The following is a 19,231-nucleotide window of genomic DNA, read 5'->3' on the forward strand; positions in this document are numbered from 1 at the left end:
TCTCGATATAGTTTTTCTCCATTTCATTTTGAAAAACTACTAGAAGAGACATGTTTTATATTTTTTTAAATAAGGTATGTTTAAACAATCAATTAATGAGAAACTACTTTTAGTCCAACTATTGAAATTATTAAAGTTGTAATAAAAAACAATCTCCAAAAAGTAGCAGGTTCTTTAAATAGAAAAATTCCGACTAATACTGTTCCAACAGCACCAATACCTGTCCATACAGCGTAAGCAGTTCCAATAGGTAGTTGTTGGGTTACTTTAACAAGTAATAACATACTTATAGATAAGCAGATTAAAAAACCAATATACCAATATGTGGCTATAATTCCTGTAGATTCTTTAGCTTTTCCGAGGCAAGCAGCAAATGCAACTTCAAAAAGGCCTGCTATAATTAATAAAATCCAATTCATTTATATTAAATTGTTTGTGGCTATGTTTTTAATTTTAAAACGTAAAAATAGTTTTACCAAAATTATGAATTTATTTCATAAGAAAGCCACAAGTTTTTAGTTGTGGCTTTAAATATTGTGAATGTGTTTTTTAGCTGTTTAATGTTACAGATATTAATGTGTTTGTATATGGTTTGTTTCGTATAGAAGTACCTAATTTTATAAGTTGGAAAAACAATGTATTTATTATACACGGCTTTGTTAGCGCTAGTTTTTATTTCTTTTTTACTCTCAAAATTTTTTCCATTTTACGTCCTTTTGCCAATTCATCATACAATTTATCTAAATACCTACATTTTCTATACAATTCAAATTCATCTGGTATTTCTTCAATTCTATAACCGCAAATTACGCCTTTAATGAGGTGAGCATTAGGATTCAATTTTGCTTTTTGAAAAAATGTCTCAAAAGTGACCTTTTTATCAATTAGTTCTTGTATTTTTTCTTCATCAAATCCAGTTAGCCATTTTATTACTTGATGAAATTCTTTTTTTGTTCTGCCATTCTTCTCTAACCTATTTATGTAATGAGGGTAAACAGATGCAAATGTCATTTTGGAAATTTTATCGTTTTTTTTAGCTGTAACTATCATTATTAGGTTTGTGGTTAATTTATGCGCCTAAAATCAGGTTTTTTCGATGGTAACAAATGGTTTGTTTAATGTTTCTAATATGCCAAATGTAGGTATAAATTATATGAGGTGTTAGGAAGTTATTTTTTAAATTATTTTTTCATTAAATATTTTTCCAAAAGAGTTAAGAGCATAAATTGCTCCTCCAATTGTTTCAAGACGGTTTCCACCATCAAATCCGTGACTCTCAAGAAGCCCAATAGAGAAAAGGTGGTCTAAAACATATGTCTCAATTAGTTCATTATGAGAAGATATTTCAGTTTTTAAATTGAATACTGAAATTTTTCTTACATCCTCTACATAAGCTGAATTTATAATTGATGAAACTCGTTGAAAGTCATCTCTAGTCAATTCTTTATTTACAAAAAGCCTTAAGCTCTTTGCAAGCCATTGAATTTTTATTAAATTATCTGAACGTTCAATAATAAGTAAAATTTTCGAGCCAATTTTCGTGTAATCTTCGTCTTTGAAGTATTTGTTCTTAAAATCATTAATCTCATCTTGATTTTTCAAATTTAATTCATTTATGAAGTGAATTATTTTTGTCAATAAAATTCGATCAGATACAGATTTTAATAATTTCATAACTGATAAACCAGTTCCAAAGAATGGAATATCTTTAAATAATCCGTCTTTGAGAAGACTGTCTAATCCGATCTCCCCTAAATCTTTACTAATTGAAAGAATTTCAGTTTTTTCTATCTCATTCATAGTTTATTATTATCATCTATCAGCCAAACCAACTCAACTGTTTTCAAGTTTATATTTTTGGGTAGCCAATTTTTATAATAAGATTCTAATTTACAAAATTTCTCCATTAGAATTGTAATAAATTACTATTCATTATTTACTGTTAAATTTAAAAGTATGTCATACGTCCGTTCGAGTGGTTTTTCAAAATGAAATGGAGAAAAATTGTATCGAGAACTTTTATTTACAACTAAAGTTATGATTCTCGATACTAATTTTAAGCAAAAAAGCGCTTAAAACTCACTTGAATTGACGTAAATCCTTCTAAATATACAAGAGGTGTTTTTTAAATTAGCAGTTTTAAGAAACAAAAAAAGCTCACCAATTGGTGAGCTTTCTACTTTATATATTTTATAAGTGCTTTTCTTAACTATTTAGCATTACAGGCATTACTAGCATTGTAATAAATTCGCCTTCATCAACACCATCAATAGGAGTTAAAATACCGGCTCTGTTAGGTAAACTCATTTCTATTAAAACTTCATTAGAGTTTAAATTACTTAACATTTCAGTTAAAAAGCGAGAGTTAAAACCAATTTGCATATCGTCTCCTTGGTATTCACAAGCTAAACGCTCTTCAGCTTTATTAGAGTAGTCAATGTCTTCAGCAGAAATGTTTAATTCTGTTCCAGCCATTTTAAGTCTAATTTGGTGTGTAGTTTTACTAGAAAAAATAGATACACGTTTAACTGAATTTAAAAAAGTACCTCTGTCAACTGTAAGTTTATTTGGGTTTTCTTTTGGAATTACGGCATCGTAATTTGGATATTTTCCATCGATTAGTCTACACACTAAAATTACATTATCGAATGTGAATTTTGCGTTAGAATCGTTATACTCAATAGTTACGTCATTATCAACAGCACTTAAAATTCCTTTTAATAAATTTAAAGGTTTTTTTGGCATTATAAATTCGGCAGTATCATTTGCAGTAATGTCGGTTCTAGAATATTTAACTAATTTATGTGCATCTGTTGCAACAAAAGTTAAGTTTTCAGCACTAAATTGAAAAAATACACCACTCATTACGGGTCTTAAATCATCGTTACCAGCTGCAAAAATAGTTTTAGAAATAGCTGTTGCTAATATATTACCAGGTATTACGGTACTACTTGGTGATTGTATTGAAACTGCTTTAGGAAATTCGTTTCCATCAAAATATGCCATATCGTATTTACCGTGGCTAGAGCTAATTTCAATAGTGTTATTTTCTTCAGTTTTAAATGTTAATGGTTGATTTGGAAATGTTTTTAAAGTATCCAACAATAAACGCGCAGAAATAGCTACTGAACCTTCAGAATCCGATTCAACATCAATAGTTGTGCTCATTGTTGTTTCTAAATCTGAAGCAGAAATTGTTAATTCGTTTTGATTCAATTCGAATAAGAAGTTATCTAAAATAGGTAACGTATTACTACTATTAATTACACCACCTAAAACCGAAAGTTGTTTTAATAATTGGCTACTTGATACTATAAATTTCATTTAAGATTATTTTAATGAATAAGTTACAAATATATTCTAAATATATTGTTATAAAAATATTATTTATTAACAGTTAAAAACTTTAAAGAAGTTTTAAAACTTAGATTAAGAGTGAGTTATAAAATCAGTTTTTAAAAAAGTTATAATTATGTTAATATAGTAGCTTATAAACCTGATGCTATTATTTAAATTTTATATTTGTTTCGACTACTAAATTAATGAAATTTTTTTATGAACAAATTTACAATATTCCTTTTATTTTCTATTTTTTCTTCCGCATTATTATTTTCACAAGCACCTAAAAAACCTACTTCTGGAGAGATTTACGAATCTATTCAAAAATTAAACTTTTTAGGAACAGTTTTATATGTTGCTGCGCATCCAGATGATGAAAATACACGGTTGATTTCTTATTTTGCAAATGATGTAAAAGCTAGAACTGCTTATTTAAGTTTAACAAGAGGTGATGGTGGTCAAAATTTAATTGGGCCACAAATTAGAGAGCTTTTGGGGGTAATTAGAACTCAAGAATTGTTGGCCGCTAGAAAAATTGATGGTGGTGAACAGTTTTTTACAAGAGCCAACGATTTTGGTTATTCTAAACATCCAGATGAAACTTTAGAAATTTGGAATAAAGATGAGGTGTTAAAAGATGTTGTTGCAGTTATTAGAAAATTTAAACCAGATGTAATTGTAAATAGGTTTAATCATAAAACGCCAGGTACTACGCACGGACATCATACTGCATCGGCTATGTTAAGTGTTAATGCATTTGATTTAGCTGCTGATAAAAACTATAAAACTCATTTACAAAATGATGAAGTTTGGCAAGCTAAAAGAATATTTTACAATACTTCATGGTGGTTTTATGGAAGTCAAGAGAATTTTGAAAAAGCTGATAAAACTAATTTAATAGATTTAGAAATTGGTACTTATTATCCGCACAAGGGATTGTCTAATAGTGAAATAGCTTCTTTAAGTAGAAGTCAACATCAATCTCAAGGTTTTGGAAGCATAGGTTTAAGAGGTGACTTAACAGAATATTTAGAATTTATTAAAGGAGATTTTCCAAACAATAAAAATGTTTTTGATGGTATTGATACCACTTGGAATCGAGTAAAAGGAGGAGGAGAAATTGCTGAAATTTTGACAAATGTTGAAAATAATTACGATTTTAAAAATCCTGAAGCAAGTATACCGCAATTAGTAGCTGCTTATAAATTAATTCAAAATATAGAAGATACTTATTGGAAAACTTTAAAAACAGATGAGATAAAAAATATTATTGCAGCTTGTTCTGGTTTGTATTTAGAGGCTGTAGCTGATAATTCTTTAACAACTAAAAATTCTAAAAACACAATTAATATTGAAGCTATTAACAGAAGTGATTTTAATATTAATTTACAGTCTGTAACAATAAATCCCTTAAATATTACGAACAATAAAGCAGTTGCTTTAACAAATAATGTATCGCACCAGTTTTCTTTAGATGTTGAGGTTTCTTCAGATATCAATAATACATATCCGTATTGGCTTCATACAAAAGGAACAATGGGAATGTATGCAGTGCCAAATAAGGATTTAATTGGTTTACCTGAAACGCCACGTGAAATTAAGGCAGAGTTTTTGTTAGATTTTAACGGAGTTATTATACCTTTTACTAAGGAAGTAGTTTATAAATATAACGATCCGGTTAAAGGTGAAGTTTATCAGCCATTTGAAGTGTTGCCAAAAATTTCAGCTGCTTTTACTGAAAAGGTACATATTTTTGCAGAAGAAGAATCTCAAAAAATAATAATAAAAGTAAAAGCATTAAAAGCGAATTTAAAAGGAAATTTATCATTAAAAATTCCTGAAAATTGGGTTGTTATGCCTACAAATTTCGATTTTAGTTTAGTTCAAAAAGGAGCAGAGCAAAGCTTTCAGTTTAATGTGAGTCCGCCAAAAAATCAATCAGAAGCTTTTATTTCTCCAATTATTAAAATTGATAGAGAAACTTATACAGATGAATTGGTTGAAGTAGCTTATAATCATATTCCATTTCAATCTATTGTAATGCCTTCGGAAGCTAAAGTAGTACGTTTAAATATAGAGAAAAAAGGTCAGGTTATTGGCTATATTCAAGGAGCTGGAGATGTTATTCCAACAAGTTTACGTCAAATTGGGTATACGGTTGTTGAGTTAGATGAAGATGCTGTTACACCAGAAAAATTACAAAATTTTGATGCTGTTGTTTTAGGAATTAGAGCTTATAATACAAGTGAAAGAGCTAAATTTTATCAAGATAATTTACATAATTATGTAAAAAATGGTGGGACTTTAATTGTACAATACAATACCAATAGAGGATTAAAAGTAGCTAAGGTTGCGCCATACCCATTAACCCTTTCAAGAGATAGAGTTACAGATGAAAACTCTGAAGTTCGTATTTTAAACACAAATCACGAATTGCTAAATTATCCAAATAAAATTTCAAATAAAGATTTTAATGGTTGGGTACAAGAACGCGGTTTGTATTTTCCAAATGAATGGGATTCTAACTTTGAAGCAATTTTAAGTATGAATGATAAAAATGAAACTTCAAAAAATGGAAGTTTATTAGTAGCAAAATACGGTGAAGGTAATTTTATTTATACAGGGTTGAGCTTTTTTAGAGAATTGCCGGCAGGTGTTCCAGGAGCTTATAAATTGTTTGCAAATATGCTTTCAATTGGTAAAAACAATACTGAAAAACAATTAAAAAATTAAGTATATGGAGCAGCCTAAATATATTTGGAAAAAAGAATATACAGCTGTGTTGGTTGCAAACGCAGTGTATATTGTATTATTTTATATTATAATGAATTCCTTTTCGTAAACTATGGAGCAATTAGACTGGATTATACTTATTGGAACGTTGCTATTTATAGTATCTTATGGAGCTTATAAAACTAAAGGGAGTAAAAATGTTACGGACTATATAAAAGGGGGAAGTGAAGCTAAATGGTGGACTATTGGCTTGTCTGTGATGGCAACTCAAGCTAGTGCCATTACTTTTTTATCTACTCCAGGTCAAGCATTTCATAGTGGAATGGGGTTTGTGCAATTTTATTTTGGTTTGCCAATAGCAATGGTGGTTATTTGTTTGGTATTTATTCCTATTTACCATCGTTTAAAAGTTTTTACAGCCTATGAATTTTTAGAAAAAAGATTCGATTTAAAAACTAGGAGTTTAGCAGCAATTCTATTTTTAGTTCAGAGAGGTTTGGCGGCAGGGATTACTATTTTTGCACCAGCAATTATTTTATCAGCGGTGTTAGGCTGGGATTTAACCACGTTAAATATTATAATTGGTATATTGGTTATAATTTATACGGTAACTGGTGGAACAAAGGCAGTAAGTGTTACTCAAAAGCAGCAAATGGCTGTAATTTTTGGAGGAATGTTTATCGCTTTTTATTTAATAGTAAGTTATTTACCTGCTGATATTTCATTCTCTAAAGCTTTAAAAATAGCGGGTGCTAGTGGCAAAATGGAAGTGCTAGATTTCTCTTTTAATTTAGATAATCGTTATACTTTTTGGAGTGGAATTATTGGAGGTACATTTTTAGCATTGTCTTATTTTGGTACAGATCAAAGTCAAGTACAACGATATTTGTCTGGTAAATCTATGAAAGAAATGCAATTAGGACTTATTTTTAACGGTTTGTTAAAAGTGCCAATGCAATTTTTTATATTGTTGGTTGGTGTTATGGTATTTGTATTTTACCAATTTAATGCTTCACCTTTAAATTTTAATCCGGCAGCTACTGAAATTGTAAAAAATTCTGAATATGCACAAGAATATTTAGACTTAGAAAATAAGCACAAAGAAATTGAAGTTTTAAAATCTGAAGCAAATTTAAATTACGGGAAAGATTTAAATAATAAGGCGTTACTTTCTGAAATTCAAAAGTTAAATACTTTAGAAATTGAAAATAGAACTCAAGCAAAAGAGTTGATTAAAAAAGCAGATAGTAATGCAGAAACCAACGATAAAGATTATGTTTTTATTCATTTTATTTTAAATAATTTGCCACGAGGTTTAATAGGTTTGTTGTTAGCTGTTATTTTATCTGCAGCAATGTCTAGTACAGCTTCAGAATTAAATGCATTGGCAAGTACAACAGCAATGGATTTATTTAAACGCAATGTAAAAGGTGAAAAATCTGAGCGTTACTTTGTAAACGCATCTAAGTGGTTTACATTAGCTTGGGGAATTATGGCAATATTAGTTGCCTGTTTTGCGAGTTTATTCGATAATTTAATTCAATTGGTAAATATTATAGGCTCAATTTTTTATGGCAATGTTTTAGGTATATTTTTATTAGCATTTTTTATAAAGTTTGTAAAAGGAAATGCTGTATTTGTAGCTGCTATTATTACGCAAGCTATTGTAATTGTTGGTTGGTGGCTAGATTGGATGCCGTATTTATGGCTTAATTTATTTGGGTGTGTATTGGTAATGGGAATTGCTATTTTATTGCAAGCCTTTACTAAAAATACGGATTTAGAAACTGTTTAACTAAAGTGTTTTAAGTTTAGTCTTAAAGTGTATAAAAATTAATTAACACGTTGTGTATTTTAAAGAAAAAACTACATTATTTCGAGTGAGTTTTAAGCCTTTTCTTGCTTAATTTAACGGTAATTAATAGTTTTCGATACAATTTTTTTTCATTTTATTTTGAAAAATTAATTGAACTGATGTTTTTTAATATTGATGCGTAAAAGGCTTTTGTAATTTGTTATGAGTTTAAATAATGAATAAATATTTATTGAAATACCTGTTTGAATTCTACCCGCTACTTAGTTAAAAGTTCAGTTATTAATGGTATAGAATTTCAGCTTAAATCTTATCAAAATAAATTTGTTGCATTCATAATATAGAATTATTATTACATTTTTAAATTTAAATATATTTTTATAAATGAACCACTTAAAAAAGTATCTCTCCCTTGGTTTAATAACTGCATTAATCTTTTTATCTGCTTGTACTTCTAATAACACTGGTGATGAATTTACGGAAGAGGTTACAGTAGAAAAATTAGCTATTACTAGTTTTGATATGCTATCAAAAGAGAATACGTTTTCTGTAATTGAAGCAAACATTCAAGCCGTAGATTCGTTGGTTATTTGTTTGTTTTCATCGGTTGTGGAATTTTCTAAAATAAATCCAATAATAACATTTGAAGGAACAAGTATTGAGTACAGAATTAATAATGGAATTTTTAATACATATACTACAGATATTGGTGCTTTTATTGATTTTAGCTATCCAAATATAGTTGATTTTAAAATTACGAATTCAGACGATTCAGAGTTTAAAATTTATAGAATAATTGTAGATACAGAACAACCAATTTTATTTAATAACTCAGAAATTAGTATACCAGATTCACCAATTAATACAGCTTATAATGGTTTAGAAATTGATACATGGAAAAATGTTGGTAATTATCCTATTAGACTTACATTAAGGACTACTGAATATAAAGATGTTGTTATACCAGAAACGGCAGCAAGTAATATTTTTAGTACTACCTTAACAAAAGAATCAGATATAATTTATCCGAATGAAGAAGGAGAAATTAATGTGTTTACGTCTAATACTTCTGTAACAGGATTGTATTCTACTACAGCGTTATTTAATCTCTATTTTAATGAAAATTTAGGGTATGTTGTTTATAATGATGTTAGTACAAGTGAATATGTTAAAAATATAGGTTACAGACAAGCAGAATTAAGCTTGAAAGGAAATTTAATTGATTAGTTAAATTTTTTTCAACTTTAGATGCTGTAATTTTCAGTTTTAATGCTTGATTTTATTGTGTTTTACTTTATCTATTATTAATAAAGCATTTGCTACAGGTCTTTCACCTGTTATATCACTTGGAAAATTAACAATACCTTTATCTTGAAGCCACATAGTTGTAGACCCACCACCATCAAGGTTTATAGCGTCTATACAATTTAAAGTTTTCAAATAATCTTGAGTTTCCATTAAATTCATTCCGTGTGCTTCTTTTTGACGTCCATCAATAGTGATTAAGATTACAGATTCTTCTGTTTTACATAAACAAGTTCTTGGGTGTCGATTGTTTACAAATTTCATATCTGGTAACTTTAAGGCTTTAGAATTCTGTAAAAGCAATGGACCAGTTATCAATACCGCAGCTTCTTGTTTTGAGGCTTCATAATAATGATCTGAATTAGCAAGTTCTAATGTAATATCAAAATCATTTTTAATAATAATAGCTCCATCCATTAACTTGTTATTAGGGTTGCTGGTTTTATTAATTACAGTATCATTTACTTCAAAATAAGTAACACTTCCGCCATCTTTCATATTAAAAAAACCACCATTTATAGCTGCAATTGCATTATTTTTTTTGGCAATTGTGCTTGTTTGTACTAATTCGGTATTGTTATAACCAAATGCTAAGTTGTATTTGTTAGCTGCATTTTTTTGTAATATTAAAAGACTTATTATTTGATTGCTATTAAAAAGAGTATCTGTTTTTATTTGAATAAATTCTATGGCTTCACCTATAGATTTTTGTTGACTGTTTAATCCTTTTTTTTGCTGACTAAAAGTGATAAAAACATTGAAAATAATCAGTAAAACAGTAAGGTGGTTTCTATGTTGCATTTTTTTCATTTGATTTTAGGGTGCAAATATTTAGTTTGCATAAGCAAAGTTCTATTTCAGATTCATAATTTATATTTATAAATTATAAAATTAGTATTAAATAGTTTATTTATCTTCTAAAATTTATATGAAAAGTTAAAATTCTATACTTTAAATTTTTATTGCTACAAAAAAGTATTGTCAGCTATAGTTACTCCAATAATTGTGGGTTGTTAAGAATTAATTCTATTTTTTTAATTATGATAGTAATCTGACTCATTTGAGCTTCTATATTTCTAAAATAGAGACTGATATCTCTATTAACCCAGCTTTCTGAAATAACTCTGGCACCCAAACTAATTCTTAAAATAGCACTTTCAATATCACTACCATGTTTTACATTTACTGCTTGACCGATATGACATTTTTGAGCAGCTAGTCTAATAGTTTCTAAAGAAGAACCTTTAAATTGATTTGATAAATCAGAATTTAATAAGGTATAGACTTTTTTTACGTTTTTAATAGATAAAACCTCGTTGTTTTTAAGAATAAAGAAAGGGAAAATAGTACGAATATTTTTTAACCCAAACTCTTTACTATCGTAACTATTTGATTTTGTTTCTAATTTATAAGTTGGCTCTAAAAAAGTTGCTTCTTTAATTGATTCTTCAACAAAATTGCAAAACATTTCAATTCCCATATTTCTGTACAGAATTGGTGTTTTAAAGTATCTATCCATTTCTACAATGGCAGCATTCCAACGCATATAAGAGCCATAATTATAACCATCAGATAAAACTTTAGCACAATCCCATGAAGTAGGCCAATTAGAATGATTGTAATATTTGGTTAAACCCTTTGGTAATCTGTTTTTTGAAGATTGAATTAATTTGCTAACATTTTCAGGTAAAATTAAAGCTCCTGAATATGGAGGACCCGTAAAGTATTTACTTCCGGTTATAGTTATAATATATCCTTTATTTAAATAATTTTGAATATCTGTAGGGTCTAGTCTAAGTTGTGCCGCATCTACAATAATTTGCATAGATAAATCTTGAAGCGCATTTAAACGCTCAATTAATTCTTTGCTAGGTGATTGATAACCTAGTTTAGATTGATCCATTGTGTGCAATACAACTTGTCTGCCTTGTTTGTTGGTTTCAGAAACTGCATTAAAAATTTCCTCGTCTAATTGATCTGCAGATTTTAATGCGCCATTTTCATCTTTAAAAGGTATTTTTATTAAATCAATAGCTCTAAAGCCTTCAATAGTATCACCTTTTTTAACTGGATAATTTAGAGCGGTATTATTTTCGAAATGACAACCTTTTAAGGCTGCAGGAACTCCGCTTCCAGTTTCGTCTGAAGCCACTAAAACATGCGTAATGTCTTTATCTGTAATAATTTGAGTTAAAGCAGCAATTTGAAGCGCAGAATCTGTTCCTGATGGTGAAAAAATTATTTGACACTCATCATTTAATTTAAATATTTTTTTGAGGTTGTTTTTTAGTAATTCAGAAAAATCAATTGTAGCATTTTTAAAACCATTTTTTATGCTATTTCTAATTAAAATACTTCTAACTTTATCTGTTTTGTCAAAGGCAAAATTAGAAACACTTGTTGCAGTAGATGATGCAAATGTAAATGCTTCGGGTCTTGGAAAAGGTCTACAACCGTATTTATTTAATAAATTAATCTCGTCAATATTCAATCTAAAATCTCCACCATCCATTAATAAATATTCGGTAGGTTTAGCCAAATTTTCAATAATAGGTTTCCAAGAATTTTTAAAAACCTTGTTGGTGTTTGTTAAACCATGAAATGTTTGTAAAGTCTTATATTTTAATAATGATTCGGTATCTAAAGGTTCATTTTTTTTAATTAAATCAATTAAAGAAGAATTTACATTTTCTAATTTCTCTTTATCATCTTTAGGTAATAATTCATAAAAAATTTGGGTAACTTTAAGAGCTGCTATATCACATAAAATAGTATCTTCTTTGTCATTATTTAAAGCTTTATACCAAAGTTGCCATTCTATACCATATCTTAAATGCACTAATGCTAATGTAGGGTTCTTTAAAAATAGAGCGCCAATTATTATAGATTTGTTGGGTATAATTTTAAATATTCTAAGATCTTTAGTAGAAGTAATAATATTTATATTGTTAAGCTTAGGTACAGTATTAAACCTTTTTAATACACGGACTAGATAATTTACATTTTCTTTTTCGAATAAACTCGTTCTTTTATATTGATCTTCAATAAGTGTATTATTTGTCATAAGTGTTTAATTTAAAAACGTTCATTTGAACGATATTTATTAATAGGAAAAATATCCTTGATCATCTAACCATCTAATTTTTGAGGGTTTTCTAAAGTTAAACTTTAAAAATAATTGTTTTCAATTTATTTATTGACTTCTATCTAAAAGAGCAGTCGTTTTTATATAGATTTTTTAATTTCTAAAAGTTTAGCTGTAGAAAGCTTTATTACATTTTGTTTTTTTAGGTGATTTGCTGGCAAATATCTCATGTTTTTTTGTATTCATAAAAGGTTTTGCTAATAAATCGTAGTTACTTATTTTATGTAAGTGCTAGAATAATGTAATGTTTGATAGCTGTTTTGAAGCTATTAAAAATTTTAAATATTTGGAGCACAAGTTGATAAATTCTTTAATAGCTACTTTTACTTTCGCTAAAATTGGTTTGATTTTAATTATACTTAAAGGAACATTACTTGTACCAATAAGGTGTTTGTTTTCTTGTTTAGATAGCATTTTATAAATTTAACAGCTTCATTTAAAGTTGTTTTTGCAAATATAATAAAGTGGTATGTTCAATTGTGTAATCTATCTTACATTGAAGTTTTATTATTTAGAAATTAGCATTATGGAAATCGATGTAGGTTATGTAGTAGATTTTTATTTGTAAATATTACTAAGCCTTTTATTTAAACAAATAAGTAGTTAACTTACTTTAAAAGCTTATTTCCATTGACTGAAATATCCGTTTTATAGTAGTATGTTTTCAATAAAGTATTATTTAAAAAAAAAGACTGCTTAGAAAATTATTACTTTCTAAACAGCCTTTTTTTGAGCTATAAAAATAAGATGTGTTATTTAATAGGGATTGTAATTTTTACTTTTTCCCAGGCAAATTCTACACCTGTTTTTGTAACCATAAAAGTTAATAATTCTGTGTTATTAGCTACCATTTTTGGAGTTATTTTTAGGCGTAATTGGTCATTTCCTTTAGAGTAACCATTAGAACCCCAAGCATCGTTCTTTTTGCTTAAAATTACTTCCCAAGCACCGCTTTCAGAAGGAATCATAAAAAAACCATATTTTCCAGCAGGTACAGAAGTATCAGCTATTGTAACATTTTTATCAAAAGCTATAGTTGTGTTTTCGTTGGCACCACTTCTCCAAACTTTAGCATAAGGTACAAGTTCACCCCAAATAGTTCTTCCTTTTACGCTAGGTGCTCCATAATCTACTGTTACGGAAGTTCCGTTAATGTTTCCTGTAGCTTGTTTTCTTGGACTTTTTTGTGCAAATGTTACAGTTGCAATTAAAAGTAATACGAGTGTTAATTTAAATTTATTCATAATTATTTTTGCCATTTTTTAATTGATTCTTCATTCATTTTAATATAATCTGCATTGTTTGCTTTTTTTGCAGCTTCTAAAGATTTTTTAGCTGTTGCAATAGCTCCTGCTTTATCTCCTAAATCAGCTTGTATTAAGCTCATTCTTCTTAAGTACCAAAAAGGAGCATTACCATCTTCTGTAGCTTTTTGCATCCAAGTTAGGGCTTGTTTTAGGTCTTTACCTTCTGTGTGGTAGTACGAAGCTGCTTGGTAATAATCGTTATTAGATGGTCCAGCCATTACAGATTCAATATTTTTAGTTGCAATTTTTTCAGTAGGTACTTCAAACGGTACGCCTACGTAAACATTTTCCCAAAGTATACCAATTATAGCAGAGTTTACTTTTAAATCGTCAAATAAAAATGTAAAAGACTCTATATTTACGGGCATTTCTTGAACTTCAACAGTGGTTTTTACAGCAACTTTATTTTCGTCCCATTCTTTAGGAGTTCCAGAGTTATTAGCATCGCTATAAAAAATTACTTCCCAAGATGTTTTATTAGGAATTGTATAAATTGCATAAGTTCCTTTTTTTAATTCTTTTCCATCAATAATAACATCGTCTCCAAAAGTTATTTTAGTATTTGCATTAGCGCCAGTTCTCCATACCTTACCGTAAGGTACTAGGTTTCCAAAAATGGATCTTCCTCGCATTGCAGGTCTAGAATATTCTATAGTTACGTCTGTTAAACCTACAACTTGCTCTAATTTTGCAGCCGGACTGGGTTGTGGTGTTTTAATTTGTGCATTAGATGTTGCCGTAAAGCCAACAAATAATAGTACTAGTGATAATTTTTTTAGCATAATAGTTTATTTAAGTTATGTAACAAATATAACTTATCTAAACAGCCTCAGACAATAGAGGTTTAAATTTAACAAATTTTTAAGAGCTGTAGTATAATAAAATTAGTGGTATTTTTTCTTTCTGAAATAGTTGAAAATCAATCCGAAAGCACCCAATAGTAGCAATGGGAAAATTATATTAATCAGTTGCCATTTTGTTGCTTCTTCATATGCCTTTTGTTTGTTTAAAAAAGCAATTTTTACGGTTTTAGAACGGAGGTTTATTAAGCCAGTATCGTCTAATAAATAGTTAACGGCATTTAATAAAAAGTCTTTATTTCCGTAGCGGATATTTGTAAACTTATTTACACCTAATTCAAGCGGTTGCCCTTTTAAAATATCATTTGCAATAACATCTCCATCTGAAATTACAATCATTTTAGTGTTTAAACCAGTTTCTTTAGAGTTATTTAATTTAAAAGGTTTGACACGGTTTATGTATGCCGATTTAAAATTTCCTTCAAGTAATACAGCTAAAGGTTTGTTTCCGTTTGAATAATCAGCAGGATTTTGTTTTTGATTAATACTTTTTAATGAAACTATATTAGGTGTGCCAATTACTTTTGAAAGTGGGGAACTTTGCAGTAAAATAGTTTTTGAAATACCATTTTTTAAGGTGTCTATACTATTTGCAAATTTAAAATTTACAGGAGCAATATTGTTGTTTATAGCGTGGTTATTTAACGAGTTAGCTACAGGGAAATAATTCCATTGAAAATTATTAAACTGTGTTTTATTTCCCACATTACCAGTTGCTAAAGCAATTTGAGAACTGTATAAGTCATTTACTAAATTTAGGTTAATTCTAACGCCATAATTAAAGAAGAAATCTGTTAAACCTAAATCTCTCGGATATGCTAAAGCTTCACCGGTTTGCATTAAACTGTCTAATTCTGCCTGTACATTATCTACTAGCCATAATGTTTTACCTCCTTGCATTATAAATTGGTCTAGCGTATATTTTTGTTCTTCAGTAAACTTTTTGGTTGGTTTTGCAATTATGGCAAGGTCGTATTCAGAAAGTTGTTTTGTGGTTTTTTGAGGTTGTTTTACTACAGAATCTAACGTAAAAGGTGCTAAGAAATAGTATTCCTTAATTTTTTTTAAAAAGTCAAATATGTAAATGTCATCTAACGTTCCATTACTGCGTAGCACAGCAATTTTTTTAGATTTTTTAGAAGTTACTTTGTGCAAGGTATTTGCAAATGCATATTCTAAATTTTGAATAGAACTTTCTAATTGTTGGTCTTGAGAATTAGTGAATATATCTTTTAATAATGAAACATATTCTGTTTTATTTTTATAATTAATTTCAGCAAAAGGGAATAATACAATTTCAGAGAGTACACCATTTTCTTCAACTTGTAATCTGCTTGGCTCTAAACCTTTTTCAATTAATTCTTGAGTTTTATCTATTGGATTGATAAATCTAAACTGAATATTTTTATTTAAGTTTTTTAACTCTTCTAAATGCAGTTTTGTTTCAATTTGGAGTCGTTTAAATTCCGCAGGAAAATCACCTTCTAAATAAACTTTAATAGCTACAATTTCATCTATATTGGCTACAATAGAAGTTGTAGTTTCAGATAAGGTATAGCGTTTATCTTCTGTAAGGTCAAATCTTTTATAGATTTTAGACCCTATATAATTTATAAGAATAATTCCTATAAGAAAAATTACTATTTTAGAATACTTATTCTTCATTGTGTATTCTAAGTTTAGTTAAATATAAAAAAAAGGCAGTAACCGAAATAAAATACAGTAAATCTTGTGTGTCTAAAACACCTTTTCCAATGCTTGTATAATGACTATTCATTCCAATTTTTTCAATTAAATAATCTGAGTTTCCAAAAAGTTGGTAGCTTGCTAGGGCTTCAAAACCATAAAATAAAAAAAACGAACTAAAAACGGCAATTATAAAAGATACAATTTGATTGTTAGAAAGGGTAGAAGCAAAAATACCGATAGAAGTATAGGCGCTAGCTAAAAATAATAAGCCTAAAAAAGAACCGATAGTGGTTCCAAAATTTATATTTCCAACGGGATTTCCTAATTTATATAAGCTAAATACATAAATTAAAGTAGGTGTTATTGCTAAAACTACTAAAATTAATGCTCCAAAATATTTACCTAAAGTTAATTGCCAATCGGTTATTGGTTTTGTTCTTAAAATTTCAATAGTACCAGTATTAAATTCATCGGAAAAACTACGCATTGTTATTGCGGGAATTAAAAAAATAAAAATCCAAGGTGCTAAAAAAAAGTAACTGCTTAAATCTGAAAATCCTGCATGTAAAATGTTGTAATCACCTTCAAAAACCCATAAAAACAGTCCATTTGTAACTAAATATACAGCTATTACCAAATAAGCAATTGGAGATGAAAAAAAGGAAGTAAGTTCTTTTTTTAAGATTGGAAACATTTATTTAATTATGTTTTGTTATTTTTAATTTTACAATTTTTTAACTGAATCAAGTTTATCTACACTCCAAGCTTCTGGCTTTTTATTAAATAATATTTTGGTATTTGCCCAAACGTTTTTAAATAATTCAGTGTTTTTATAATTTTCTAAATCTTGTTCAGTTTCCCAGTAACTGTAAGTGAAAAATAAAGTTGGTTCATTTTTATCTCTATACAATTCTAATAAACGGCAACCTTTAGAATTTCGTATTTTTTCTTTGTTATTATTAAAGTTTTGAAGAAATAATTCAACTTTAGAAGCTTCAAAACCCATTTTTACAATGCGTACAAACATAATTTAAATAAAATTAATAGTTAATTTATCTCTGTAATTTAAGCCTAATAAAGAAACTGCACCGCCAACAGTATTTAAATTACTTCGGTAAATGGCAATTTCTAAATAATTTGCAGAATTAAATAAGGCCAATCTACTACCCACTTTTTGATGTATTTCTTTAGGTACAGAAAAATCAACAAATTCACTATATTTTGAATGAATTTTATTAAAAACATATTTATTTGCAATTATTTCAAAATTACGTCCTTTACCAACTTCTTGAAATAGTTTTTTAGAAATATTACTTATAGAATTTCCATAGTTATCTATATAAATAATGTTTCCTGAAATAGAAGTTTTATCATCAGAAATTAAAGGTTGTAATTCAGTCAGTTTTTTCACTTCTGAAATTTCTTTACCTATAACATCTAGTGTTCCACCTCTAGCAATGTGGCAGGCAACTTTCACAAAAATATCCAATACAGGAAAACTTGTTTCTATACGGTTATGAATATTGATTTCAACTATTTTTTCGGGTTTAATTTCAGAAGTTAAAAGAGAAATTAAGCCATTATCTGCACAAATAAAATAATGGTTGTCTAATTTAAGAGCAATATGTTTATTTTCTTCATTTAATTCAGAATCTACACCAATTATATGTATGCTGCCCTCAGGAAAAGCTTTATATGCATTTTTTAAAATATAAGCCGTTTCAGTAATGTTAAAAGGAGCAATATGATGAGATATATCAACAATTTGCGCATTAGGTAATTCGCTATAGATTGTACCTTTTACAGCACCAACAAAATGGTCTTTAGTCCCAAAATCAGTAGTTAGTGTAATTATAGACATAAAATATATGCGTGATTTTTTTTAATGAATAGCAATTAAATATCCTTAATAAAATGTTTAAAACTTATTTTAAAAGCTTAACTATTGTTATTTGATATAATTAAATTTGTTATGCAAATCTAATCATTTATTCGGTTATTTTATGTACATTTTAATTGAATTAAACTTAACACTTTATACATTTGAACGAACGTATTATTGAATTAATAGAAATAAATCCGAGCGATTTATTTGGTACTCAAAACTCTAACGTAGATATTTTACGAAAGTATTTCCCAAAACTTAAAATAGTAGCTCGCGGTACTAGTTTAAAAGCTTACGGAGAAGCAATTATTTTAGATGAGTTTGAAAAACGAGTTGAAATGCTAATAAAATATTTTAATCGCTATAATAAACTAGATGAAAATAGTATAGAACGTATTTTAACTTCAAATGGAAAAGAGCATAAAAGGTCTAAATTTTCTGAAGGTGTTTTGGTACACGGAGTTGGCGGAAAACTAATAAAAGCACAAACAGACAACCAACGTAAAATGGTTGAGTTTATGGATATAAATGATATGCTTTTTGCTATTGGACCAGCAGGAACAGGTAAAACATATACAGCTGTTGCTTTGGCCGTAAAAGCGCTGAAAGAAAAGGAAGTGAAACGTATTATTTTAACGCGTCCAGCAGTTGAGTCTGGTGAAAATTTAGGGTTTTTACCAGGAGATTTAAAAGAAAAATTAGATCCGTATATGCAACCTTTATATGATGCTCTAAGAGATATGATTCCTTTTGAAAGATTAGATTCTTACATAGAAAAAGGTGTCATTCAAATAGCTCCGTTAGCATTTATGCGTGGAAGAACATTAGATAATGCATTTGTAATTTTAGATGAAGCACAAAATACTACGCATAATCAAATGAAAATGTTTTTAACTAGAATGGGGAAAAATGCTAAATTTGTGATTAATGGAGATCCTGGTCAAATTGATTTACCGAGAAGGCAAGTGTCTGGGTTAAAAGAGGCAATGTTAACACTTAAAAATGTAAAAGGAATTGCATTTGTGCATTTAGATGAAAAAGATGTAATACGACATAGATTAGTGAAAGAAATTATTTCGGCTTATAAAAGTTTGGAAGTAGGAAGGGAGTAGGTTTTGGTTTGAAAATTCAAAAACTATAAGCGTTTATAAATAC

The 19,231-nt window shown here is 28.3% G+C and carries 16 protein-coding genes; 4 read left to right on the forward strand and 12 right to left on the reverse strand.

Features of this window, described 5'->3' with window-relative positions:
• Nucleotides 1-92: 92 nt before the first annotated feature.
• From MHL31_RS00350 to dnaN, 4 genes are all read right to left on the reverse strand, one after another.
• Complete coding sequence (locus MHL31_RS00350) at nucleotides 93-419, reverse strand: multidrug efflux SMR transporter (protein ID WP_240227105.1); 327 nt, start codon at nucleotides 417-419, stop codon at nucleotides 93-95.
• Between the two features lie 253 nt (nucleotides 420-672).
• On the reverse strand, nucleotides 673-1,050 hold the full coding sequence (locus MHL31_RS00355) for a DUF2200 domain-containing protein (protein ID WP_240227106.1): 378 nt from the start codon (nucleotides 1,048-1,050) through the stop codon (nucleotides 673-675).
• Between the two features lie 126 nt (nucleotides 1,051-1,176).
• On the reverse strand, nucleotides 1,177-1,800 hold the full coding sequence (locus tag MHL31_RS00360; RefSeq protein WP_240227107.1) for a hypothetical protein: 624 nt from the start codon (nucleotides 1,798-1,800) through the stop codon (nucleotides 1,177-1,179).
• A 405-nt stretch (nucleotides 1,801-2,205) separates the two neighbouring features.
• The gene (dnaN, locus tag MHL31_RS00365) at nucleotides 2,206-3,324 is read right to left on the reverse strand and encodes a DNA polymerase III subunit beta (protein ID WP_240227108.1); all 1,119 of its coding nucleotides are present in this window, start codon (nucleotides 3,322-3,324) and stop codon (nucleotides 2,206-2,208) included.
• 231 nt (nucleotides 3,325-3,555) lie between these two features.
• Between dnaN and MHL31_RS00370 the strand changes: the two genes are divergently transcribed.
• The 3 genes from MHL31_RS00370 (at nucleotide 3,556) to MHL31_RS00380 (ending at nucleotide 9,112) form a co-directional block, all read left to right on the forward strand.
• Nucleotides 3,556-6,072 carry a PIG-L family deacetylase gene (locus MHL31_RS00370; protein WP_240227109.1) on the forward strand — a complete coding sequence of 839 codons (2,517 nt, stop codon included), beginning with the start codon at nucleotides 3,556-3,558 and terminating at the stop codon, nucleotides 6,070-6,072.
• A 112-nt stretch (nucleotides 6,073-6,184) separates the two neighbouring features.
• Nucleotides 6,185-7,867: a sodium:solute symporter gene (locus MHL31_RS00375; protein ID WP_240227110.1), complete on the forward strand. Its 1,683-nt coding sequence runs from the start codon at nucleotides 6,185-6,187 to the stop codon at nucleotides 7,865-7,867.
• A 402-nt stretch (nucleotides 7,868-8,269) separates the two neighbouring features.
• Complete coding sequence (locus MHL31_RS00380) at nucleotides 8,270-9,112, forward strand: hypothetical protein (protein ID WP_240227111.1); 843 nt, start codon at nucleotides 8,270-8,272, stop codon at nucleotides 9,110-9,112.
• A gap of 39 nt (nucleotides 9,113-9,151) precedes the next feature.
• On the opposite strand, the gene MHL31_RS00385 is transcribed toward MHL31_RS00380, so the two are convergent.
• From MHL31_RS00385 to MHL31_RS00420, 8 genes are all read right to left on the reverse strand, one after another.
• Complete coding sequence (locus MHL31_RS00385) at nucleotides 9,152-10,000, reverse strand: phosphodiester glycosidase family protein (protein ID WP_240227112.1); 849 nt, start codon at nucleotides 9,998-10,000, stop codon at nucleotides 9,152-9,154.
• A gap of 181 nt (nucleotides 10,001-10,181) precedes the next feature.
• A complete protein-coding gene (locus MHL31_RS00390) occupies nucleotides 10,182-12,254 on the reverse strand; it encodes a hypothetical protein (RefSeq protein WP_240227113.1) in 2,073 nt (690 codons plus the stop codon).
• 833 nt (nucleotides 12,255-13,087) lie between these two features.
• Complete coding sequence (locus MHL31_RS00395) at nucleotides 13,088-13,594, reverse strand: DUF2911 domain-containing protein (RefSeq protein WP_240227114.1); 507 nt, start codon at nucleotides 13,592-13,594, stop codon at nucleotides 13,088-13,090.
• On the reverse strand, nucleotides 13,582-14,424 hold the full coding sequence (locus MHL31_RS00400) for a DUF2911 domain-containing protein (RefSeq protein WP_240227115.1): 843 nt from the start codon (nucleotides 14,422-14,424) through the stop codon (nucleotides 13,582-13,584). Before MHL31_RS00400 ends, MHL31_RS00395 begins: the two co-directional genes overlap by 13 nt.
• A 102-nt stretch (nucleotides 14,425-14,526) precedes the next feature.
• Nucleotides 14,527-16,167 (reverse strand): gliding motility-associated ABC transporter substrate-binding protein GldG, encoded by a 1,641-nt coding sequence (gldG, locus tag MHL31_RS00405; protein ID WP_240227116.1) that lies wholly within the window; start codon nucleotides 16,165-16,167, stop codon nucleotides 14,527-14,529.
• Nucleotides 16,157-16,885: a gliding motility-associated ABC transporter permease subunit GldF gene (gene gldF, locus MHL31_RS00410; RefSeq protein ID WP_240227117.1), complete on the reverse strand. Its 729-nt coding sequence runs from the start codon at nucleotides 16,883-16,885 to the stop codon at nucleotides 16,157-16,159. Before gldF ends, gldG begins: the two co-directional genes overlap by 11 nt.
• Nucleotides 16,886-16,915: 30 nt before the next feature.
• Entirely contained in the window at nucleotides 16,916-17,218 is a 303-nt protein-coding gene (locus MHL31_RS00415; protein WP_240227118.1) for a putative quinol monooxygenase, read from the reverse strand.
• A 3-nt stretch (nucleotides 17,219-17,221) separates the two neighbouring features.
• Nucleotides 17,222-18,052, reverse strand: coding sequence for an S-adenosyl-l-methionine hydroxide adenosyltransferase family protein (locus MHL31_RS00420; protein WP_240227119.1), 831 nt, complete (start codon nucleotides 18,050-18,052; stop codon nucleotides 17,222-17,224).
• A gap of 182 nt (nucleotides 18,053-18,234) precedes the next feature.
• On the opposite strand from MHL31_RS00420, the gene MHL31_RS00425 reads away from it, so the two are divergent.
• Nucleotides 18,235-19,188 carry a PhoH family protein gene (locus MHL31_RS00425; RefSeq protein WP_240227120.1) on the forward strand — a complete coding sequence of 318 codons (954 nt, stop codon included), beginning with the start codon at nucleotides 18,235-18,237 and terminating at the stop codon, nucleotides 19,186-19,188.
• Nucleotides 19,189-19,231: the final 43 nt, after the last annotated feature.

The organism is Lutibacter sp. A80, assembly GCF_022429645.1.
In the GTDB taxonomy this organism is placed as follows: Bacteria; Bacteroidota; Bacteroidia; order Flavobacteriales; family Flavobacteriaceae; genus Lutibacter.